This window comes from Streptomyces sp. NPDC026394 (assembly GCF_055567735.1).
Genome location: NZ_JBVHPX010000006.1, coordinates 401,448 through 422,680, shown reverse-complemented (window position 1 = coordinate 422,680; position 21,233 = coordinate 401,448). Strand labels below are relative to the sequence as shown.

At 71.0% G+C, this 21,233-nt stretch carries 22 protein-coding genes and 2 pseudogenes; 15 read left to right on the top strand and 9 right to left on the bottom strand.

All coding sequences use genetic code 11. From position 1 onward, the window contains the following. The first annotated feature begins 340 nt into the window (after positions 1 to 340). On the top strand, positions 341 to 2,884 hold the full coding sequence (locus tag ACZ4QV_RS17900; RefSeq protein WP_361581927.1) for a SpoIIE family protein phosphatase: 2,544 nt from the start codon (positions 341 to 343) through the stop codon (positions 2,882 to 2,884). A gap of 53 nt (positions 2,885 to 2,937) precedes the next feature. Continuing rightward, a complete protein-coding gene (locus ACZ4QV_RS17895; RefSeq protein WP_361148676.1) occupies positions 2,938 to 3,660 on the top strand; it encodes a class I SAM-dependent methyltransferase in 723 nt (240 codons plus the stop codon). A gap of 518 nt (positions 3,661 to 4,178) precedes the next feature. Here ACZ4QV_RS17895 and ACZ4QV_RS17890 read toward each other — a convergent pair. The 3 genes from ACZ4QV_RS17890 to ACZ4QV_RS17880 form a co-directional block, all read right to left on the bottom strand. After that, positions 4,179 to 4,622 carry a DUF2267 domain-containing protein gene (locus tag ACZ4QV_RS17890; RefSeq protein WP_361148674.1) on the bottom strand — a complete coding sequence of 148 codons (444 nt, stop codon included), beginning with the start codon at positions 4,620 to 4,622 and terminating at the stop codon, positions 4,179 to 4,181. 62 nt (positions 4,623 to 4,684) lie between these two features. Then, on the bottom strand, positions 4,685 to 5,080 hold the full coding sequence (locus tag ACZ4QV_RS17885; protein WP_361148672.1) for a DUF2267 domain-containing protein: 396 nt from the start codon (positions 5,078 to 5,080) through the stop codon (positions 4,685 to 4,687). 100 nt (positions 5,081 to 5,180) lie between these two features. Further along, complete coding sequence (locus ACZ4QV_RS17880) at positions 5,181 to 5,612, bottom strand: Hsp20/alpha crystallin family protein (RefSeq protein ID WP_361148840.1); 432 nt, start codon at positions 5,610 to 5,612, stop codon at positions 5,181 to 5,183. A 126-nt stretch (positions 5,613 to 5,738) separates the two neighbouring features. On the opposite strand from ACZ4QV_RS17880, the gene ACZ4QV_RS17875 reads away from it, so the two are divergent. Further along, positions 5,739 to 6,365, top strand: a complete 627-nt coding sequence (locus ACZ4QV_RS17875) for a type III effector protein (protein WP_361582025.1) — start codon at positions 5,739 to 5,741, stop codon at positions 6,363 to 6,365. 1,368 nt (positions 6,366 to 7,733) lie between these two features. On the opposite strand, the gene ACZ4QV_RS17870 is transcribed toward ACZ4QV_RS17875, so the two are convergent. Together ACZ4QV_RS17870 and ACZ4QV_RS17865 are read right to left on the bottom strand one after the other, a co-directional pair. After that, positions 7,734 to 7,880 carry a hypothetical protein gene (locus tag ACZ4QV_RS17870; protein WP_361148670.1) on the bottom strand — a complete coding sequence of 49 codons (147 nt, stop codon included), beginning with the start codon at positions 7,878 to 7,880 and terminating at the stop codon, positions 7,734 to 7,736. Positions 7,881 to 8,384: 504 nt separating this feature from the next. Beyond that, positions 8,385 to 8,942: a TetR/AcrR family transcriptional regulator gene (locus tag ACZ4QV_RS17865; protein ID WP_361148668.1), complete on the bottom strand. Its 558-nt coding sequence runs from the start codon at positions 8,940 to 8,942 to the stop codon at positions 8,385 to 8,387. A gap of 89 nt (positions 8,943 to 9,031) precedes the next feature. On the opposite strand from ACZ4QV_RS17865, the gene ACZ4QV_RS17860 reads away from it, so the two are divergent. The 5 genes and pseudogenes from ACZ4QV_RS17860 to ACZ4QV_RS17840 all read left to right on the top strand — a co-directional run bounded on the left by ACZ4QV_RS17860 (position 9,032) and on the right by ACZ4QV_RS17840 (position 14,521). Next, positions 9,032 to 10,189, top strand: a complete 1,158-nt coding sequence (locus tag ACZ4QV_RS17860; RefSeq protein WP_361581919.1) for an FAD-dependent monooxygenase — start codon at positions 9,032 to 9,034, stop codon at positions 10,187 to 10,189. 876 nt (positions 10,190 to 11,065) lie between these two features. Further along, a complete protein-coding gene (locus ACZ4QV_RS17855) occupies positions 11,066 to 11,392 on the top strand; it encodes a lamin tail domain-containing protein (protein WP_361581916.1) in 327 nt (108 codons plus the stop codon). 707 nt (positions 11,393 to 12,099) lie between these two features. Further along, entirely contained in the window at positions 12,100 to 12,438 is a 339-nt protein-coding gene (locus ACZ4QV_RS17850) for a MerR family transcriptional regulator (protein WP_361148662.1), read from the top strand. Between the two features lie 737 nt (positions 12,439 to 13,175). Beyond that, positions 13,176 to 13,398 (top strand): annotated as a pseudogene (locus ACZ4QV_RS17845) (NF041680 family putative transposase); the annotation flags it as partial. A 60-nt stretch (positions 13,399 to 13,458) separates the two neighbouring features. Continuing rightward, positions 13,459 to 14,521, top strand: a pseudogene (locus ACZ4QV_RS17840) (IS630 family transposase). On the opposite strand, the gene ACZ4QV_RS17835 reads toward ACZ4QV_RS17840, so the two are convergent. Then, the gene (locus ACZ4QV_RS17835; RefSeq protein WP_361581909.1) at positions 14,511 to 14,921 is read right to left on the bottom strand and encodes a GNAT family N-acetyltransferase; all 411 of its coding nucleotides are present in this window, start codon (positions 14,919 to 14,921) and stop codon (positions 14,511 to 14,513) included. The pseudogene ACZ4QV_RS17840 and the gene ACZ4QV_RS17835 sit on opposite strands and share 11 nt — an antisense overlap. Before the next feature lie 122 nt (positions 14,922 to 15,043). On the opposite strand from ACZ4QV_RS17835, the gene ACZ4QV_RS17830 reads away from it, so the two are divergent. Continuing rightward, on the top strand, positions 15,044 to 15,886 hold the full coding sequence (locus ACZ4QV_RS17830; protein ID WP_361581906.1) for an IS5 family transposase: 843 nt from the start codon (positions 15,044 to 15,046) through the stop codon (positions 15,884 to 15,886). 21 nt (positions 15,887 to 15,907) lie between these two features. Here ACZ4QV_RS17830 and ACZ4QV_RS17825 read toward each other — a convergent pair whose 3' ends face one another. Further along, the gene (locus ACZ4QV_RS17825) at positions 15,908 to 16,336 is read right to left on the bottom strand and encodes a hypothetical protein (RefSeq protein WP_361581904.1); all 429 of its coding nucleotides are present in this window, start codon (positions 16,334 to 16,336) and stop codon (positions 15,908 to 15,910) included. A gap of 57 nt (positions 16,337 to 16,393) precedes the next feature. Here ACZ4QV_RS17825 and ACZ4QV_RS17820 point away from each other — a divergent pair, with 57 nt between their 5' ends. The 3 genes from ACZ4QV_RS17820 to ACZ4QV_RS17810 all read left to right on the top strand — a co-directional run bounded on the left by ACZ4QV_RS17820 (position 16,394) and on the right by ACZ4QV_RS17810 (position 17,120). After that, positions 16,394 to 16,657, top strand: coding sequence for a hypothetical protein (locus ACZ4QV_RS17820; protein WP_361581901.1), 264 nt, complete (start codon positions 16,394 to 16,396; stop codon positions 16,655 to 16,657). Between the two features lie 103 nt (positions 16,658 to 16,760). Then, positions 16,761 to 16,925: a hypothetical protein gene (locus tag ACZ4QV_RS17815; protein WP_361581898.1), complete on the top strand. Its 165-nt coding sequence runs from the start codon at positions 16,761 to 16,763 to the stop codon at positions 16,923 to 16,925. After that, positions 16,926 to 17,120: a hypothetical protein gene (locus tag ACZ4QV_RS17810; RefSeq protein WP_361581895.1), complete on the top strand. Its 195-nt coding sequence runs from the start codon at positions 16,926 to 16,928 to the stop codon at positions 17,118 to 17,120. A 52-nt stretch (positions 17,121 to 17,172) separates the two neighbouring features. Here ACZ4QV_RS17810 and ACZ4QV_RS17805 read toward each other — a convergent pair whose 3' ends face one another. Together ACZ4QV_RS17805 and ACZ4QV_RS17800 are read right to left on the bottom strand one after the other, a co-directional pair. After that, positions 17,173 to 18,318 carry an LPXTG cell wall anchor domain-containing protein gene (locus ACZ4QV_RS17805; RefSeq protein WP_467763095.1) on the bottom strand — a complete coding sequence of 382 codons (1,146 nt, stop codon included), beginning with the start codon at positions 18,316 to 18,318 and terminating at the stop codon, positions 17,173 to 17,175. Positions 18,319 to 18,433: 115 nt separating this feature from the next. Continuing rightward, complete coding sequence (locus ACZ4QV_RS17800; RefSeq protein ID WP_467763094.1) at positions 18,434 to 18,658, bottom strand: hypothetical protein; 225 nt, start codon at positions 18,656 to 18,658, stop codon at positions 18,434 to 18,436. A 253-nt stretch (positions 18,659 to 18,911) separates the two neighbouring features. Between ACZ4QV_RS17800 and ACZ4QV_RS17795 the strand changes: the two genes are divergently transcribed. From ACZ4QV_RS17795 to ACZ4QV_RS17785, 3 genes are all read left to right on the top strand, one after another. Continuing rightward, a complete protein-coding gene (locus ACZ4QV_RS17795) occupies positions 18,912 to 19,559 on the top strand; it encodes a hypothetical protein (protein WP_361581889.1) in 648 nt (215 codons plus the stop codon). A 426-nt stretch (positions 19,560 to 19,985) separates the two neighbouring features. After that, entirely contained in the window at positions 19,986 to 20,195 is a 210-nt protein-coding gene (locus ACZ4QV_RS17790; RefSeq protein WP_361581886.1) for a hypothetical protein, read from the top strand. A 103-nt stretch (positions 20,196 to 20,298) separates the two neighbouring features. Beyond that, entirely contained in the window at positions 20,299 to 20,961 is a 663-nt protein-coding gene (locus ACZ4QV_RS17785; protein WP_361581883.1) for a restriction endonuclease, read from the top strand. Positions 20,962 to 21,233: the final 272 nt, after the last annotated feature.

Genomic DNA, 21,233 nt, shown 5'->3' with positions numbered 1-21,233 from the left:
TTGCCGCCGCGCGGGGCGAAGACGTCCGGTGCGGGGCCCGCCCGCCGCCCGGCCCGGCGGGCGGCGGTCCGGCGGGCCCCCGCGGTCACCTGTTCGGTCCGTCTGGGCACGTCCTCACCATACGGACGCCCGCAAGACCGCCGCCGGAACCGGCAGGAACGGTTCGGCTCGACCGGTGCGGGAAGGGGCGGCAGCGGCGCCCGGGGCGACCGATCGCCTTGCGCCATGGTCGTTCACGCGGGGCGCACCACCTATTCGGTGAATGCGGCCCGCGCTGTCACCCCACGGTCGTACCGTGGTAGCGGTGGTGCAAGATCGGTGTACGAAGGAGCAACCGCCCATGGAGCGTGGCCCGTCGCACGGCGACGACAGGGTGGGCGCGGTGCCTCAGGTGCCGGCGCCGCGGGACACCGTGCCCGGGCGGATCCCGCTCGCCGTTGTGGTGGTGGACGGCGACGGACTGGTCTCCCACTGGAGCACGGGCGCGCGCAGGCTCTTCGGACCCTCCCGCGAGGAGGCGGTGGGAACGCCCGCCGTCGATCTGATGCCGGTCTCCGGCGCGCTCGGCGAGGAGGAGTGGCCGGCACGGGGCTGGGACGAGGAGCCGGCGGGCGGGCGGAGCGACGGGCCCGGCCTGGAGGCGACGTTGGGCGGCCGGGCCGGCTACCCCACCGCGGGGCGCGCCCGTATGGCGGACGTGGAGCGCGGCGCGGTCGATCTCCTGTGGTGGGCGTATCCGCTGGTGGGCCCCGGTGTGGAGCGGCTGCTCGTGCTGGCGGCGGACGCCGACCGGTTGCACGGCCGCGGCGGCGCCGGCGCCACTGCCGCCGGGGCCGACGACGCCGCCGCGGAGAACGAGCGTTTCGCCCCCGGCTTCGCGCTGCACACGGACTTCGAGGAGTCCGAGGTGCTGGCCGCCCAACTTCCGCAGATCCTGCCGAGCATGAGCCCTCAGGAGAGCGCCCGGATCGTCTCCCAGGTGCTGGCGCTGGGCTATCCGGTGCTGGAGGTCAGCCAGCAGGAGCGCTTCCCGGTGACCCCGGACTGGGGCGTGCCGCGCCGGGTGGAGCGGCGGGCCCGGCTGCAGCGGGCCGCGAGCGGCGCCCAGGACGCGCGCTCCGCCGCCGAGGCCGCGGCGGAGCTGGAGTCCGACCTCGAATACGCCGCCGTACGCGAGCGGTTGGAGTTCCTGAACGAGGTCAGCGGCCGGATCGGCTCGTCCCTGGACCTCGCCCACACCATCCAGGAGGTCAGCGAGGCCGTTGTACCGCGCTTCACGGACGTCGCCGGCACCTACCTGCGCGAACAGGTCATCGCGGGCGAGGGCTTCCCCGACGGCCCGCCGGACGCCACGACGATGTGGCACCGCGTCGCGGTGGAGCACAACGACGAGCCGGGCCGCTGGGACGACGTCGTCCCGGTCGGCGAGTCCATGCCCTTCCCGGTGCACACACCGTTCTTCCAGTGCATGACCACCGGTGAGCCGGTGCTGATCCCGCGCATCAGCGAGGAGCTGGGCAACGCGATCGCCGCCCAGTTCGAGAAGCGCGACATCAGTCCGCTGATCAACCGGCGCTCGCTGCTGGTGGTCCCGCTCAAGGCGCGCAACGTGGTCCTGGGCTTCATGATCCTGCTGCGCCACCCGGAGCGGATGGAGTTCAACGACATGGACCGGGTCACCGGCGCCGAACTGGCCGCCCGGGCCGGCCTCGTCCTGGACAACGCCCGGATGTACACCTACCAGGAGAACGTCGCCGAGACGCTCCAGGACAGCATGCTGCCGCACATCGCGCCGCGGATGGCCGGCTGCGACACGGCCACCCGCTACCTGCCGGGCACCCGCCTCGGCCGGGTCGGCGGCGACTGGTTCGACACCATCAAGCTGCCCGGGTCGCGCACCGCCTTCGTCGTGGGCGACGTGATGGGCCACGGGCTGAACTCCGCCGCGATGATGGGCCAGCTACGTACGGCGGTGCAGACCATGGCCGCCATCGACATGCACCCGGCCCAGTTGCTGCGCAGTCTGGACGACCTCGCGCAGCGGCTCGGCGACACCTACCTCGCCACCTGTCTGTACGCGGTCTACGACCCGATCGGCCAGCAACTGGTGATGGCCAACGCCGGGCACATCCCGCCGGTCCTGGTGCGGGCCGTGGACGGCCGCAGCGAGCTCCTGGAGCTGCCGACGGGCGCGCCCATCGGCGTCGGCGGTGTGCCCTTCGAGGCGGTCACGGTCCCGGTGGCGGCGGGCGACCGGCTGGTGCTGTGCACGGACGGCCTGGTAGAGGTGCGGGGCGAGGACATAGGCGTGGGCCTGGCGGCGCTCGCCGAGTCCGCCGCCCACCCGGCCGCGTCCATGGACGACGCCTGTGACGCCATCATCCGCGCGTTGAACGTACGCGGCGGCCGCAAGGACGACGTGGCGCTGCTGATGGCGCGGCTCAACGGCATCGCCCCGCAGGACGTCGCCGAGTGGCGGCTGGCCATCGACGCGCGCGAGGCGGGCCGGGCCCGCCGCCTGGTCCGCCGCCGGCTGGCGCAGTGGGGGCTGGAGGCGGCCTCGGAGACCGCCGAGCTGCTGGTCAGCGAGGTCGTCACCAATGCCGTACGGCATGCGCACACCCAGCACGTGGTGCTGCGGCTGGTGCGGACGGACGCCCTGCTGTGCGAGGTGTCGGACGACGACCACGCGCTGCCGCAGATGCTGAGCGCGGCGGACGACGACGAGTTCGGGCGCGGGCTGCGGGTGGTCAGCAGGCTCGCGCGGGAGTGGGGCACGAGCCGGACGGCGACCGGCAAAACAGTGTGGTTCGAGCAGACTCTGTCACGTACCGGAAGCAATTGGCCGCGCGACGGGCGTACGCCGGTCCGCAATGGCGCATGAAAGAACGGTCAACAGTCTTGCGGGGGCCTCGCGCGCCGCAGTAGCAATGGGCCATGAGCGCTTCGAGCCACTACCTGCGGGCCTGGGAAGGCTTCTGGCGGGACGCCCCCGCCGGTGCGGGCGAGGTCTTCTGGGACTCCGACCCCTCGCTGACGGCCGAACTCCACCTGCCGCTCTTCGCCGCCCACTTCGACGCCGCGCTGCCGGTCGTCGATCTGGGCTGCGGCAACGGCACCCAGACCCGCTTCCTGGCGGGGCGCTGCCCGCGCGCGATCGGCGTCGACCTCTCGGCGGCGGCCGTCGCCCGCGCCCGGGCGGACGACCCGTCGGGCCTGGCCGAATACCGGTGCCTGGACGCCGCCGACCCGGCGGCCGTGCGCGCCCTGCACGGCGAACTGGGCGACGTCAACGTGTACCTGCGCGGGGTCCTGCACCAGTGCGCCGCCGAGGACCGGCCCCGGATCGTGCGGAACGTGGCGACGCTGCTGGGCCGGCGCGGCCGGATCTTCGCCGTCGAACCGGCCGAGGCGTCCAGGGACGTCTTCGCCTCGCTGGCGCAGAGCCCCGACGGCCCGCCGGACAAGCTGCGCGCGGTCCTCGCGCACGGCATCGAGCCCGGCGAGATGGCCGACTCGGTCGTCCCCGGACTGCTCGCCGCCCACGGGCTACGGGTGATCACCACCGGCCGGCTCCCGCTGACGACGACCGAGTACCGGGCGGACGGCTCCCGCATCGAGATCCCCACGAACTGGCTGGTGGCCGGCGCGGCGGGCTGACCACCGAAGGAACTCGCCCACGAAGACGTCGGCGCGCGCTCCGCGGGCAACTGGCGTCTGCTGCTGGCCGGGGAGGCCCCGCCCGCCGCGTCGACACCGACCACGCCCGCGCCCGGCGGAATGGTCAGCATCTCCCACACCTTCCAGCTCGCCCGCGCCCTCATCGGTGCCGGCCGGCCTGACCGTACCGCCCGCCTCCTGCACCAACCGCCGCGCCACTCGCCACCACCATGCCTACGAAGACCTCCTCCTGGCTCCCCGGCACGCTGCCGCAGGCCTCCCGGCCCTGGGCGTGGGCCGCCCGGCGTCGACGAACTGAACATCGCTTCGAGGCTCAGGCTGAGACCGCCGTGCGGGGCTGGACGCAGGTCGGAAAGTCCTGCGGCCGTGAGTCAGTCACAGGCCACGCCGGTTGCCTACGGGCGGCGGGCGGCTGATGCGGTTCCTGGCGCCGGGCGGCCGGGGGCGGTGCGAGACAGCGGGTGTTCCAGTGGGCGGCCCCGGGGCCGGGCGCCTGTTTACGCGGCCTGGGTGAGTTCGGCGCGGCCGAACAGCAGCGCGTAGCCGGTGGGGAGCTGGTGGAGGATGCGGGTGATGAGGTCGGGTCCGGCGTGGGCGGCTACGGCCGCGAAGACGGATCCGGTGTCCCAGCGGGTGGTGGCCAGAGAGGCGCCGGAGCGGGCGGCGAGGTCCTTGACGAAGGCCCATCCGGTCAGCGGCTGGGCGTCGGGGATCTGCGCTGTCAGGACTTGTGCGGCCTCCAGGGGCAGACGGGCGGCCAGGCTGACGCGTTCGTCGCCGGTGAGCTGGCGTCCCAGCCCCGCAAGGACCAGGCGGACAGCTTCCTCGGCCCTCTCGCGGGTGGGGTAGGCGCCTTCGTAGCGGACCTTCTCCAGCATCTGCTCGTACGCCGCCCCGTGCGGCTGCTGGTGCTCATGCGGTACGCGCACGTCGGTGATCACTGCGGTGCATGCCTTTCGTGGAGCCAGGAGGGGAGGTGCCGGTGTGGGCACCGAGGGGTGGGTCAGAGGGGCTGGGGGCGGCCGAAGAGGAGGTCGTAGCCGGCGGGGAGCTGAAGCAGGATCTGTTCCAGCAGGTCGTCGCCGGCCGTGTCGGCGACCGTGGACAGCACGGCGCTGACGTCCCAGGTCGCGGTCTGCTCGGTGGCGCCCTCGATCCAGGCAGCGGTCGCCCGGACGAACCGCTCCGTGGACAGCGGTTCGGCGCTCTGGAGCGGATTGAGGAGGATCAGGGCGAAGTCCTCCGGCAGGCGTGCGGCGAGCTGGGCGCGGACCTCGCCGACCAGATGCGCGCCCAGCAGGGCGAGCACCACACGGGCCGCGCGCTCGGCTTCCTGCGTAGTGCCGTACTCACCGCGTTCTTGCACGTGCTCAAGGAACGTTGCGCGTCGCAGAGTCATCTCGGCCGGCCCCCTTCTCGTCCTTCGGACTGCCCACGGGGTGCGGAGGGCGGGGCGAGGGGAGACCAGGCACCCGTCCTCCGCACCGGTCCGGCCGGTGTCAGCCGGGAATCTCCTTGCGGCCGGACCCGGCGCTGACCGAGATCTTGCGGGGCTTGGCGCGCTCGGCGATCGGAATGCGCAGGGTGAGCACGCCCGCGTCGTAGTCGGCCTTGATGTGCTCGGTGTCGAGGGTGTCGGCGAGCACGAGCTGTCGGGAGAAGACGCCCAGCGGCCGCTCGGACAGTTCCACCTGCACGTCGTCGGCCTTCGTCGCCGGCCGGCGCTCGGCCCTGACCGTCAGCAGGTTCCGCTCGACGTCGATGTCGATCGCGTCCGTGGTGACGCCGGGCAGGTCGAAGGCCACGACGTACTCGTCGCCCTCGCGGGAGGCGTCCATCGGCATGGCCGACGGCCTCGTCCAGGTGCCCGGGCCCGTCAGCTGCTGTGTCAGCCGGTCGAGCTCACGAAAGGGATCGGTGCGCATCAACATCGTGAAAACACCTCCAGCAGGTTCAGGCAGTTGCTGCCAATGCGCCTCACTGGCACCGTTGTAACATGTCATCCAATGGATGACAAACGCGGTGTCGTCCACCTGATGACAACTAAGGAGGTGTCCGTGACCCCGGCCCACCAGCCGTCCTCGCCCAGCACCGACGCCCGCAGCCCGGCCTCGTTCCTCGCCGCCGCGGCCGCCCTCAGCGCCATAGACGAGGCCCTGCGCGAAGCCCAGCACGAGCCCCCCGACGCCTCCGACACTCCCGGCCCGGAACAGGCCCTGGCCTCCTTGTCGCTGCTGCGGCAGGTCCGCGAGCAGCTCGCCGGGTGGGAGACCGGCCTGATCGAAACGGCCCGGGACGCGGGCGCCAGCTGGGCAGACCTCGCCCACCCTCTCGGTGTCGCCAGCCGCCAGGCCGCCGAGCGCCGCTACCTGCGCGGCCGCCCCGGCCCCGCCGGGACCACCGGCGAGCAGCGCGTCCAGGCCACCCGCCAGGCCCGGGCCGCCGACCGCACCACCGCCGCCTGGGCCCGCCGCAACGCAGCCGACCTGCGCCGCCTCGCCGGGCAGATCACCGCCCTCACGGACCTTCCCGCCGCCGCCAGCCGCCCGCTCAGCAAGCTCCACGCGGCCCTCGCCCAGGACGACCCCGCCGACCTCATCGCCCCCCTGGCCGCTGCCCGCCCCCACCTGGCCGCCGCCCACCCCGACCTGACCGCCCGACTCGACACCCTCGCACCCCCCTGACCCCGCCCGGCGCACCGCACCGGCAGCCCGGCCGGCCTCCGCCGCGGGTGAACGAACGGAGACCTGGTGCCGACTCACAGCTCGGCGTCCATGGGCCTCTCGTCTCGGGGGCATGGCGTCAGGGCCTCTGCGGGAAGGGCCCCCTGGTGCTGAACGAGAACCCGGCGGCCCGCACCGCCTGGTTGTCACTGCGGTCGTCCGTCCGGCTGTCCGGCGTCGCGCTCATCGGCTTCGACTGACTCGGTCACACCAAGTGCGAGAGCGCTCCTCGCGCGAGGCCCCGGGCGGACCGCGGGGAGGGGAACGCCTGCGTTCCCCTCCCGCCTCCAGGAGTCGGCCGGTGTGTCGGCGGCGGCCCCCACCGCCATTACGCGGACCGCGACCACCGTCACTACGAGGACCGCGACGCGCTCGTCTCCGGGGCGCGGCGGAGGACTACCGCGAACCCGCCGGGCGCCTGGCCAGGACCCACCCGCCCCCGCGACGGCCGACGACCTCGCGACGGTCACCGTCGCCTACGTGCGCTTCGCACTCGACCACCCGGCGCTGTTCCGAGTGATGTTCGCGGAGCCCTGCCATCCCGGCAACGGGCCACCGCGACCGCTGTCATCCGCGCATACGCCGAGGCATCGTGCAGGGCATCTTTCCTGACGCCCCCAGCCACCTTGTGGGCCGCGACGTGGGCCCTCGTTCACGGTCTGGCGTTCACGGCAAACCCGACACCTGCGTCCCCGAGGCGCTCGCCGGCCAGGTCCACGCCGCCATCCATCTGTTCACCGCCTCGCTGATGCTCCCACAAGCGGTGACGACACCGCCCGAGCAGATCGGCACCCGTGGAGCCGTTGCCAAGCTCCCCATGAGACCGCACGAGACCGCCCCGGCTCTGTCACGAGCGCCGGGGCGGTGAAGTTCCCGAAGTCAGCCTTGCCAGGCGGTCAGCCGATTTCCAGGGTCCAGGTGCCGTCCGGGTTCGGGCTGCACATCCAGGGACCGTGGACGGGGCACACGCTGCCCGGCGTCCTTGCCGTCCGGCTGACGGATCACTGGTTGCGGCGCGGAGCCGCGGCGCAGGACCTGACCTCGTACATCGGCACCCCGGGTAGCGGACGCACAAGGGCAGGGTGCCACCGCCCGCCGCGGCTACGCGGGGGCGTGGCCGGGGTGACCGTTCGCCGCGGGGAGTGCGGAGCTTCGGGCGATTCAGCCGAGTGTCTGCTTCCGGAGGCGCAGTCGCGGCGCATCAGCCAGTTGTCAGTGGGCGGGCGCAGGGGCGGGCTGTCTGCTGGTGGGGCGTTGTTCGATGGTGATGTCCACGCCGCGGGCGCTGTGGTGGTGGGCCGGGGTGAAGCCGGCGCGGGTGAGGGCCTGTTACTGGGCTGCGGCGGCGCGGGCCCGGCCCACGTCGGGGCGGTTCGTGAAGACCTCTTTGAAAGCGGTGGCGATCAGGCCGCGCCGGGCGCCGTTGAAGAGGACGGCGTCGTCGGGGGAGCTGCGGGTGCTCAGAGAACTGATCACGGCCTGGCTGTCCCACTGGCGGCTGTCCCTTCGGTCGCTCAAGCGGCTGGAGGTGCCGGCCTCCTCCTCGAAGACGACCGGCCGGGTCCTCGATGCCGGCCTCGGCGAGGACGAGGTCCTGGCGGTCGGTCGACTGCTTGTCGGTCGACATGCGCTTGCAGACGAGATCGGCCACGCTGTTCCTCGCTCCTGCCGCCTCATCGGACCTCAGGTGTCATCTGACCCTGTTGTCAATCGTCACCGGGTGTCATTGAATCCGGACCGTCGCCAGGCCCCGGAAAGTCCCAATTCATTGGACGTACGCGGCGCCTGTCGTCATTCGTTCGTTTGGCGACAGGAAGGGCAGCATGGCGGGGACGACTGAGGGGATGCTGACCGCCAGTACTCGGGCCGGTGGGTGCCGGACAGTGGGAGCGCCGACAAAACGCTGTGGCCTTGGTTGACCTGCCCCTCGGCGAAGACCGGTTCCCGCGCCGTCACGGATCGTTTCCCGCCTGACGCGAGTCATCGCAGCGCCGCCGCCACCAGCCCGTGGATCTCCGTTTCGGACACACTTCCGCCAGTCACCAGGCGGTCGAAGACCAACCCGTCCAGGCACGTCAGCAACGTGACGGTACGGCTCTCGGCATCCGCGATGCCTTGCGCGGTCAGGAAGTCGTGTACGACCTGCCGCCCCGCGTTCGCGCGCGGCACGAGGATCTCCCGCAGCTCGGGGTGATGGACGCTCTCGATGGCGCACGCGTAGCGCGCGAGGGAGCGTCGCCGCCCCTCTCCCGTGAGTCGCTGTTCGAGGAAAGCGGCGATCCCGGTCACCAGTTCCTCGGCACTCTGCGGTACCGGTGTCCGGCTCCCGGAGTCCTGGAGTTCCGTTTGGTCGAGGGCGACCAGGCGCCGGACCAGTGCGGTGAGAAGAGCTTGGCGGGTGCGGTAGTAGGCGGAGGTGGTGCCGGGCGGCAGGCCCGCCGCCCGGTCCACCGCGCGGTGAGTCAGTCCTCGCATCCCGGTATCGGCGAGCACTGCGATGGCCGTGTCGGCAAGAACGGTACGTCGATCATCAGGCACCCCCCATTTCTACACCCGTAGAAGCCCGGGATACACTTCTTCTACACCTGTAGAAACCACGCGGCAAGGCGGTAGGAGAGGGGCTGGGCATGGGTGGCAGGACGGTGGTGGTCGGAGGAGGTATCGGCGGGCTGGCCGCAGCGATCGGCCTGCGCCGGATCGGCTGGGAGGTGACGGTCGTCGAACGGGCTCGGGTCCTGGCTGACGTGGGCGCGGGCATTTCCTTGCAAGCCAACGGCATCCGCGCGCTGGATGTACTCGGCGTCGGCGAAGCAGTACGCGCGGCCGCACGGCCCCAGTACACCGGGGGCACCCGCGCTCCCGGCGGCGGATGGCTGGCTCGGATGGACGGAGCCGTACTGGAACGCGAACTGGGCACGCCGATCGTCGGCATCCCCCGGGCCGTGCTGCACCGCCTGCTGCGCGAGGCGCTGCCTCCTGAGTGCCTGGTCACCGGGGCCGAGGTGCTGTCCGTCGACTGCTCGGACCCCGGCCGGGTGCGGGTGCCGGTCGAGGAGCGCCTCCTGGACGCGGATCTGGTCGTGGCGGCCGACGGGGTGAGCAGTCGTCTGCGCGGCCAGCTGTTCCCCGGCCACCCCGGCCCGGTCTACAGCGGATCAACGGTCCTGCGCGCCATCACCGAGCATCCCGTGCCGTTGCGTACCGACTTCGAACTGACCTGGGGCAAGGGCGCCGAGTTCGGCCACATCGCGTTCACCGACGGCCGGGCCGAATGGCACGCGGTGCTCAACTCGCCTCCCGACACACGGTATTCAGACGCCCTGGCCGCGATGCGCCGCCGGTTCGGCGGCTGGCACGATCCGATCCCCGCGCTGCTGGACGCGACCCGGCCGGACGCAGTCCTGCACCACGACATCCACGAACTGGCAACGCCCTTGCCCACCTTTACCGCGGGCCGCATCGCGCTGCTCGGGGACGCTGCACACGCCATGACCCCGAACCTCGGCCAGGGCGCCTGCCAGGCACTGGAGGACGCGGCCACCCTGGCCGCTGCGCTCGCCACCGAACCCACCGTCGAATCAGCACTGACCCGCTACGACGCCGCACGCCGCCCACGCAGCCAGTCAGTGGCCCGGGCCGCGCGCCAGGCCGGCCGGATGGGGCAGCAACTGACGCACCCTCTGGCCGTGGCCCTGCGCAATACGGGACTCCGGCTGGCCCCCTCCGGCGTGACCGTCCGGGCCATCCTGCGGCACGCCAACTGGGCTCCGCCGAGTCTGCGCTGACGGCACCGGCACCGGCACCGGCGCGGGCATGACGGCATGGCGGCCCAGGCGCGGTCCTTGGCAACCAGGGTGTCGGCGCTGGTCCAGCGACTGTACTGCTCAACGGGCCTGACAGAGTCCTTCGCGGAAATGCCTGTCAGGCCGCCGCGCGGAAGCCTTCCGTTCGTGGGTCCTGGTCGCGGAGCTGGGCGAAGTCGACGTCGAGCTTGGGGTCGTACGCTTCGGGCCGACTGCCGAGTTCGTGGGTGGAGTACTGGCCGAACCGTTCGATGTGCTCGGTCAGGTACGGCGAGATGTGGCCAGGCCCTCCGATTCGATTCCCCAGCGCTCTTCAAGAAGCTGGCGGACGATCTCCGCGATGTCCAGGGCGTTGTGGAAGATCACTGTGTTCGAGAGGTAGCGCGGCAGTCACAGAGCATGGGCACGCCCGTTCACACGATCGACCACGGGAGCCACACGGGCGTACGGCGCTTCACTCCGCCAGGGACGATATCCGACTCTCCGCGTGATTGCGCTGGTCACAGCGGGTGACGTGCAGTTTGAGCGGAGGGGGGCACTGCTGGCCCTGCGTGGGGGTGTGTGCTCCGGGTGGGCTGTAGGCGTGCGTTTGCCTGTGTTCTGTTCCGTACTGACAAGTTGCATCTCAACCAGCGTCTGAGCCCCGCGTCCACGGTGGTCCTGCCCGGCGACGGTCCGGGCATCAGGTCCCGCTACGTGCGGGGCTGTGAGCAGGAGGGTTGTTCCTGTTCCGTTCCGCCCGTCTGGCCGCTGTCGTACTCGGGCTCGGCCGCCCTGGCCTGCCGCGACCCTGCCCGCCGCCGCCACTGGCGCGCACACTGGGCCGGCCCCGCACGGCTCCCCGTCGGGATCGGTGCGGTGCAGGTCGACAGCCCCGGCCGTGATGACGGCTCCCATCGGTCCCTGAACGCCGAGTGGGTCCCGATGAAGAACACCAGCCGCCACACGGTCAACCTGAAGGGATGGGCGCTGACCAGCGAGCGGTCCCACAAGACGTGCCGCTTCAGCAACCTGCGCCTGGCCGGCCGCCAGGAGATGCGGGTCCACACCGGCCGAGGTCGTGACGCGGACCGCGACGCCTACCAGGACCGCCGCGCCTACGTGTGGGACAACCGGCGCGACACTGCCACCCCGCGCGATGGTCACCGCCACACCATCGACACCAAGCACTGGAGCCGCCGCTGACCCCGGCTCCGGACCGCCTGCGGGCGACCCGGACGCGCAGCGCGCCGCAGCCGTAGAGAAAGGGGTGCGGCGCACCGCTGTGTCCGCCTGCGGCCCGTCGCGCAGCAAGTGCCTGGCACACACTTCCGGCACTGTTCGAAGTCGGTTACCTCATCACGGAGCGGGTGAAAATCTATGTCGGCCGGAGTAGACATCAGGCGGTGATGTGGTTAGAGTTTCTCTCGTAACCCAGAGGGACAGACAGGGCCCGGCAGAGACGAACTGCCGGGCGGCAGTACACGCAGTTGCAGTTGGCAGAACGGTGCGGTGGTGGAGTTCCGAAGCCGAAGCGTTGCAGGATGGCGACGGAGCTGACGACCGGACCGGGTGGCCCGCAGTGATCAGGGGCCGCCATGAGCAGTACACGGGACCAGCAGTACAGTTCCCGTTTCGCAAGTAATTGGTTCAGAGGGAAGAACGGAGGAGCCAGACGCCATCAGGATCGCCCGGGCGGACTTCTTGAACCCGGGTACCGCAGGACATCGATAGTGAGGTGGTCTGAGGTCAAGCAACCGCGATCCCCGCACCCCCGGCAGCACTCAGGCCGGGTCCGCGGAAACACAAGGTCGGCGCAGAACTAGGGCCGACAGATGGTGAACAGTTCCTTCGGGGCCCTGGTGCCGGTACGGCACCAGGGCCCCTCGACGCGTTTCCACAGAGAGGCACACATGACAGCAGACGACTCCTACGGCCGTCTCGACGACGATGACTACCCCGCCTACACCATGGGCCGGGCCGCCGAAATGCTCGGCACCACCCAGAGCTTCCTGCGCGCCATCGGGGAAGCCCGCCTGATCACGCCGCTGCGCTCCGCCGGCGGCCACCGCCGCTACTCCCGCTACCAACTGCGCATCGCCGCCCGCGCCCGCGAACTCGTCGACCAGGGCACCCCCATCGAAGCCGCCTGCCGCATCATCATCCTCGAAGACCAGCTCGAAGAAGCCCAGCGCATCAACGCCGAATACCGCCGCGCCGCCGAAGCGGCCGGTCCCACGGCTGCGGCCTGACGGACGAGAAGCTGACCTCGTCAGCGCCCCTGCGCTGAGCATGCTGATCGCCCGTGATAGGCCGGGGCATCGTGCAAGTTCTCATACGGCCCACCAGCGGATCACCCAGGCCGACCGGTGACCCCGCCCGCGAAAGCGACGGATGGCGGCAGCCAGGCGTCCGCCGGCCCGCCCGCGACCGTGCCCGTCAGGCCGGCGCGCACCCGGGGGGCTGCCTCGGCCGGCTACCGCCGAGCGCTCGAAGCGGCCCGAGCACTCCGTATCCGAGGAGCCAGAATCTCCCAGAGTGGCAGCTCGCACGGGCATGCCCGGATGCTGGCCGGCGGTGTCGCGTTGGCGCTTCGTGCCGCCCAACCTGAGCGCGGCGGGGCGGGACAGTAGGTCGTGGCGGTGTCGCCGGAGGTGTGCGGCCGGCGATGGTACAGGGGAGCGCCGATCACCGGTGTGGTGCCGGACTTCGGCAGGATGCTGCCATGATCGAGATCCGCGCCCCCGCCTTCCGCTCCGTCGGTGGCACGACGACGACCTCGCGCCCATGGCGGACATCAACGCGGACCCGCGGATCATGCGCTGGATCGACGACGGCTCGGCGCGCGGCCTGGCTGGATCTGGACCCCCCACTGGATGCCAATATCTTCCGGGTATTCGTTCGCAAGCGCGGCCTTGCTTCCGGGGGCGGGCATGGGGAGTGTGGACGACGGGGAAGAGGGAGAAGCTACGGAGCAGGGGCGACGGCTCCATGGGCCGAGCCCGGCCAGCGCACCCCGTCCCGAGTCCGCCGGGGGCTCCGGAGTCTCCGCCCGCCTGCACTGTCCGGCCCGTGCACCGAAGCCCTCAACACCCGCACCCATAAAGCCGCTTTACTCCCCAAAACGCCGTCCAGCGACCCGCTATGACGTCGGGAAGACGACCAGACGGGACGAGAGCATCATCGAACGCGACAGCCTCAGAAGTTGCTGACCTTGTGGATGTGATGTCGCGGGGGCTGACAAGCTGTGATTGTCGCGGTAGGCCGGTCATATGAGGTGCCCGCAAGGGGGCGGTCTGACCGCGGAGCGACGGGCGTTTCGGGAGCACATCCGAATGCAGGCGGCCGAGTTGTTCGCCCTGGGGCACGACAATGCCGCGGTCAGCAGTTGCGCGTCAGCGTGCGATCGGAACAACGGTGGCACCAGGCATGGGAACAGGGTGAAAGGTCAGCCTTGGGGTCGAGGGGGCCGGCGTCCAGACCCAAGCTGAGTGGGGCACTGTTTGAGGTGTTCGAGCAGGAGCTGGCCAAGGGGCCGGTAGCGCACGGCTGGCCGGACCAGACCTGGACGCTCGCGCGGATCAAGACGCTGATCGGGCGCCGGTTCCGCAAGAGCATGACGCTCCCAGCCATCGCGCAGATGCTGCACCGACACGGCTTCAGCCACCAGGTCCCTGCCCGCCGCGCGGTAGAGCGCAATGAGGAAGCCGTCACCGGCTGGGTGAAGGAGACCTGGCCACAGGTGGAAACACCGTGGCGGCGCTCGGGGCCTGGCTCTGCTTCGAAGACGAAGCCGGCTTCTCGATGACGCCGCCGACCGCCCGCACCTGGGCCAGGCGCGGACACCCACCCGTCAGCTCCCAGCGCCGCTTCTCCATCGCTGCTCTGGCCTGTTACAAGGAGGGCGAACGCTCCCGTCCGATCTACCGGCCCAAGCGGCACGTCGATCACAAGTGGGGCGGCAGACGTAGTTTCACCTGGACCGATCATCGCGAGCTGCTGACCGCCGCCCACCAACAGCTCGCTGCGCCGATCGTGCTCGTATGGGACAACCTGAACGTGCACAAAGACGCCCGGATGAAGGCGTTCACCGACGCCCACGACTGGATCACCTGCTACTTCCTGCCGGCCTGTGCACCCGCCCTCAACCCTGCCGAGGGCATCCGGTCACTGCTACGACGCAACAGCCAGGCCAACACCGCCTTCACCGACCCCGACCACCTGATGCGCGCCCTTCGGCACGGACTCCGCCAAATCCAATACCGCAGCAACCTTGTCGACGGATGCCTCGCGGCCACCCGTTTAAGACGTAACGCTCAAATCATCACCCCGTAGAGGGCAGATGGATCAGTCCTGCGTCCGTCGGGCGGAAGCCACATGCGTCGAAATAGAAGTCTCGCAGCCTGGGCTCGAAGTCAACGTGCAGCCACTCGCACCCCGACGCACGCGCACGGGCCGCCGCCAGACGGACAACTGCTGTCCCGATACCGCGATGCTGGTGCGAGCCCCGAGTCTTTGTGTCGATCAAGAAGGCGTGGTCTCCACCGTCCCAGGCCACGTTCACGAAGCCGACAAGGACTCCCTCGCCATCACGGGCCCCCACCCAGCCGAGGCTGTACTCATTGACCTTGCTCCACCAGCCGACAACGGCGTTGCCGCCATGGGAGCGGACAAGGTCGACCATCTCCTCGTCAGTGATGGGGTCGCGCCACGTGTAAGAGATCGCTCCACTCATCCCACCAGCGTCGCCGAACAGCCTCCAGAGCGACAACACGCCTACAAGCTCAGTAGAGGGTGTCTGAGAAGCCCCGTTCAGGGCAGGTGACTTGGTAGTTCCTGCACTTCGGGGAGGCGGGGATGACCGGTCGGCGGGCGTATCCGACGGACCTTTCCGATGCCGAGTGGGCGGTGCTCGCACCGCTGGTGCCGCCGCCGAAGCCGGGCGGCCGCCCGCTCAAGCACCCGCGGCGCGAAATCATCAACGCCCTGGCGTACTGGGTGCGGGCGGGCTGTGCCTGGCGGCTGCTCCCGCACGACTTCCCGCCGTATCAGACGGTCTATCACTACTGGCGGCAGTGGCGGCTCGAGGGCCGGTGGGAAGAGATTCTGGCCGTGCTGCGGGCCCGGGAACGTACTGGTCAGGGGCGTGAACCCACCCCGAGTGCCGGGGTATTGGACAGCCAGAGCGTCCGGGCCACCGAGCGGGGTGGCTGGCATGGGTATGACGGAGCCAAGAAGGTGCCGGGCATCAAACGCCACCTCCTGGTCGACACGCTCGGTCTGGTCCTGGCCGTCTGTGTCAGCCCGGCCAACGTCAGCGACCGCGATGGTGCCGCGGTGCTGTTGGCCCGGTGCGCCGGCAAGTTCCCCCGCTTGCGGCACCTGTGGGCGGACCAGGGCTACCGCGGCCGGGACTTCCTGGCCTGGGTGCGCGAAGAGACCGGGATCACCCTCCAGATCGTGCAACGCAAAGACGGCGGCTTCCGCGGCACCTGGGCCAGGGCCGACGCCCCACCTCGCGAGGTACCGCTCTTCGCGGTGGTCCCGCGCCGCTGGGTAGCAGAGCGTAGTTTCGCCTGGCTGGGCCGCTATCGCAGGCTCTCCAAAGACTACGAGTACCTCGCCGCCAGCCAGGAGAACGCGATCTACCTTGCCACGATCATGCTCCTACTGCACCGCACAGCACGGGTCCTGCCCTGAACGGGGCTTCTCAGACACCCTCTAGAAGACGTGCTCAGGGCCATGCTGATCCAGGGCGCGGTCTCGGTACGCACGCCAGGCATCGAAAGCCGACTGGGCGCAGCCCACGGTGAGGAAGTCTCCCGACCCGGTGTCGAAGGCCCGTGCTTTCAACGCATCGGCGACCGCGATGGCGGCATGAGCTGCTGCTTCGCTGCCGCCGTGGATGAAGAGGCTGACTCCGGCGACCGGCGCGTCGTCAGCCTCGCTGACCGGGGTGCTGATGGAGAAGCCGGGACCCTCGTAGTCGCCCCAACCGATCTCCGAGTACTCGATGCCCGGCAGCATCTCTGCAAGGACAGCACGAACACCGCGGCCTGTGCCCAGACTCGGTGGTTCCCAGTCTTCGGGGATCTCGTCTATCGCCTTGGCCTCGGGCGGAAACCGCATGATTAATACATCCCAGCTCACCCGCACAATCTACGCGCCAGCACTGACACTCAGCCCGGCCCTGAACCGACCGCCTGGTTGAAAGACGAGCTGAGGACGCGTACGCCTCGGGCGCTCGCCTTCGCCCGCGCGCTGGAGAGCCGTGGTGCTCCCGTGATGAACTCGGCCGCGGCGGCCACGTTGTGCCAGGACCGTACGGCGATGGCGTGGCGCGCCCGGCACGCCAACGTCCCGTTCGTGGCCACCCGTACCTTCAGCATGCTCGCGCAACTGGCCGACGGGCCGGGCCTCCCGGGGCGGCGGTGGTCAAGAGCCGGCACAGCCGCAAGCGGGACCTGGTGACCTGCGTCGACAGTGACGCGCACCTGCGTGAGCTCGCCCCCGAAGCGCACCTGCGTGAGCTAGCCGCCGTCGTCCGCAGGAGTCGGTCGGGGGCCAGGAGTTCGTGCCGAACAGCGGCTGGGGCCACAGGCTCTGGGCCGTCGACGGCCGGCTCTTCGCCGCCCTGCGCCGCTTCGAACTCGCGCCCGCAGGCCGGGGCCCCACCGGGCCGCTCGCCCTCGGCGGCCTGCCGTCCGGCTGGGCGGACACGGTGCGCCGGACCGGCTAGGTGTGCGCGCTGGACGTCTTCGGCGTGGACATCATCGACGCGGGCGACGGCGCACCGCTCATCGTGGACGTCAACGCCTTCCCGGCGTCCGGGGCCAGACCGGCGCCCCGGAGGCCCTGGCAGCGCTGGCACAGCTCCGCGCCACCAGGGCACCGGCCACCAGGGCACCGCCGTCTGACGGTGCCGGTCCCCTGACGGTGCCGGTCCGGCCCGGGTCCGGACTGCCGCCGGACCCGGCCCGCGGCCCCTAGACCGCGGCGTTCGTGCCGGCGCCCGTCTTACGGCGGCGTACGGCGACGACCGCACCCGCGCCAACGGCCATCGCCACGCCGCCCACCAGGGCGATCGTCGGCAGTGCGGAGGACGCGCCGGTCGCGGCCAGTTCACCGGTGCCCGCGGTCTCCCGGGCGCCGCCCTGTGTCTTCAGCCCGACCTGCGGTGTGTTGCCGCCCGCGCTGCCGGCGCCGGGCTGCGCGCTGTCGCTGGGCTTGCCCGGCTTCTCCGGCTTACCGGGCTTCTCCGGCTTACCGGGCTTGCTGTGCGCCGGGAGAATGCTGAAGTAGTACTCCCCGTGGTTGGAGCTGCCGCAGGAGCCGTCCTTGTCGGCGTACGTCCCCTCCATGATCACCCAACCGCGGCCGGGCGTGGCCGTGGGGATCGCGCGGGCCCGCATCGGCAGGCTGACCGTGCTGTGCGCGCCCACGGAGAGATCGGTGAACTCCTCCTCGCTGATGACGTCGTCGAAACTCACCCACCTGCCCGTCCGGGGGTCGAGGATTTCCGCCTGCAGTTCCCAGTACGGGTAGTCGACGGGCTCGAAGGAGTAGGCGAGCGGCGCCAGCCTGACCCTGTCCAGTGCCTTGTCGGAGGTGTTGGTGATCGTGATGGCGGAACGGCTCCAGCCGGCACCGGCGACGAACTCGGTCTGCATCCCCTCGACGGCCATCTGCAGGCGCCCCGGCCCGACCTCGCACTGCTTGCCCGGCTCGTCGTCCCCTGTCTTCGAGCTGCCGCTCGTGGTGCCCGGTTCGGTCTTGGGGTCCTGTCCCGGCCGCGTGCCGGGCTCCTGGCCGGGCTTGGTCGTGGTGTCCGTGCCGGTGCCGGGCTGGGTGCCGGACCCGGGACCGGTGTCGTTCCCCGTACCGGGCTTCGGGTTCGCGTCGGTTCCGGTGGCCGGCTTCCCGGTCGCGGGCGACCCGCCCGATTCCGTCGCCCCGCCGGGCTTCCCGGACGTGCCGTCGTCCTCCGGGGTGCCGTCCTGCTGAGACGCGGTGATGTCTGCCGGCTGGCCCGGCGTTTGCGTGGCGAACGCGACGGCGGGTGTGGCCAGCGCAGCGGCGGGTGCGAGCACGGCCGCTGCCGCGGCAGCCGTGAGGGTCTGGCGGAACTTCATCAACGAGGCCTTTCTGGGGTGTCAGGCGTGTACGCCTAGGTGACCCCTGGTGAGGCAAATGGTTGTACTGTGCCGCCTGTTACGGGCGCAGATCACAGTGCTGCCGGCCCCATCCTCAGGTGAGGGGACCCAGGTGCAGGTAGAAGCGCTCCCGCTCGCGGTCGAAGGCGATCCCGTACCGGGCGGTGAACGCGCCCTCCGACGCGGCCGCCCGCGCGTCGTCGTCCCAGGTCTCCCGGGCGGCCACGAACAGCAGGGCGAGGTCGGCTGTACGGGTCGGCCCGCCTGAGCGGCCGAGGCCGATGAAGCCCGCCACGGTCAGGGTGCCGGGGGCGAGCACGAGGTTGGGCAGGCGCAGGCCGCCGTGGCAGACGACGGTCGTGGCGGCCTACTGGGCGAGGTGATGCCCGAGTTGCGACGTGAGCGCGCTAGCAGTTCGCCGGAAGGCGTCCTGGCTCACCGACGCCGCCTTCGCCTGCACCGACAACTCCGTGTGGGCCCCCCCGCCCCACCCACCGCTACCCGGCAACCGGCGAGACTCCGGTGGACACGCCCGATGAAGCGCTGGCCGAGGTGCTGACCGCCATCGTGCGTTGCCAGCACGAGCATCGGGAACGCACCGCCGAGCTGACCGAACTTGCCACGTATTACCGGCCAAGGCGCACAAGGACCTCGGCCGCACCGACGACGCCCTGACCGGCATACGCCACGTCGCCGACGCCGACGCCGACGGCCGGCTCGCCCCGCGCGCCCGACGGGGACTTGCCGACCTCGCGCGCATCCGCGGCAACTTTCCCACCGCTCTCACGGTCGTCCCCTCCCTGGGTTTGGAAGATCGTCACCGCCGTGTCCTGGCCCGTATCCACTTCCCGCACGGCGACATCGACCGCGCCGCCGCCTTCGAAACCGCTCGCACCGAGGCCGAAGAGCACGGCGTCCCGGGTGAGCGGGCTATTGCTCAGACCCTCCTCGCGCTGGTCACCGCCTTCACCGACCCGGTGCGCGCCGATGAGGAACTCGTCCTCGCCCACCAACTCCTCGCCCAGTTCGACCAACGTGCCACCGTCCTGTACGCGCAGGTCGCCGCCCTCGTACGCGACGTCGGCACCGACCGCGACGTCACCGACCGCGCCACCATTGTGTGTACCGAGGCCACCGCCGTCGGCCCGCTTGGATCCTTCCGCTGCTGGAGATCGGCCTCGCCTTCCACCACGCCGTACGCGACGCCCACGACGACCTGACCGCCGCCCTCGGACGCCTGCGCGAAGCCTCCGCGAACGGCGACCTCGCCTACTACGTCCACATCGCCACCGCCATGGTGACCTGTCCCAGCCCGCCGCCCCCGCCATCCGCTGGCTCGACAGTGAAACCGCCGTCCGCGCCCGCTGGCGCACCCTGGTCACCGCCCGCCGCCACCACCTGCCGACGTGACCGGCCATCTGTCACCGGGACTGCGGCCAGGTTGCAGGGTGGGGGAACGGCCTCGTCTTCGGTCCGGGCACGTCGCCTGACCGTCCAACAGCGCATCGTCCGGCCAAAGCCGATGCCTTTCCGCCATTCGCCAGCGATCTTCCTTCCACCTCTTTGCCGTCCGGCTACACAAGGAAGGCTGGGGCGGCGTGCGGCCGTCTCCATCTGGTGCCCGGTAGTGGGGGAGGGCTGGACGGTTGCCGACCATCAATCCGGCGGTGCTGCTCGCGATCGTCGTCATCGTGCGGCTGCGGCGGCGTACGGAAGCCCGCAGCCGCTTCGACGAGAAGATGACCGTCGTCATTGTCCTGGCCCTGGGCGTCCTGATCGCGCCCACCCCGGTAGGCCAGGGGATCTTGAACATTTTGGGACAGCTTGCAAGCGGCGTCACCCAGGCCGGCCGATGAGCCCCCGTACACGTACGGGCCGGACGGAGCCCGTCGGTGCGCACTGCGGGGCCCGGGCTTGGGGAGTGGGGCAGTGATGGCGGCACGTCGACGGCGCCGGCGCATGAAGAAGCGGACGCGCAGGCAACTGCAAGGCTGGGGTGCGGCGGCGACAGTGGCCGCCGCGGTGTGGGCGGCCAGGCACTGGTCGGCGGTGTGGCCCGCACTGGTGGCCGTGCTCGGCGCGGCCTTGGTGGGCGGGGCCGGGTGGACGCTGTGGCGGGCCCACCATCTCGCAGTCAGCCAGGACCGTGCGTGGCGGGTGCGGGAGGAGGCCCGGTCACGGGAGTTGTCGATGGCCGAGGTGGACGCGTTGTCCTGGCAGGAGTTCGAAGCATACGTCGCCGATCTGTGCCGGCGGGACGGCTGTACGAAGGTCGTCGTCAGCGGCAAGAGCGGCGACCTGGGCGCGGATGTCATCGGCTACCTGGCCGACGGCCGCAAGCTGGTCATCCAGTGCAAGAAGTACGCGCCGCACCGCAGCGTGCCCTCGCAGGACATGCAGAAGTTCGTCGGCACCGCCCGTCCCGAACACGGTGCTGATGTCGCCCTGTTCGTCACCACGTGCCGCTCGTTCACCAAGGACGCCCTGGGCCTGGCGGTGCGCCAGGACGTCGTGGCCCTGAACCGCGACCTGCTGGGCTCCTGGGTCAAGGGCGCCCACCTGGAGACGCTGTTCCCGCTGAACGGCAGCGGCGGCGGCACCAAGCGGCGCCCCTCTGCCTGACTGGGCAGGCTGCCGTACGGGCTGGTTCAGGACGGCCAGGGCAGTGCGCTGGCTCAGCTCATCGCCACGCTTCCCGCCAACACGTGGGGAAGGCTCTGGACGGTCGACCCGGACAACGACACCGTCCTCTGACAGGCAGACAGCCCGGGCCGGAGCGGTGGTGGGCCAGCCCCGCGGATGCGCCGTGCGCACGGCGCACATCCTCCCTCACGCGAGGCCGGGCGGCGGCCGGACCCGGTGGCTGATGGAGCCCGACGTCAGCTCGCCCCGCT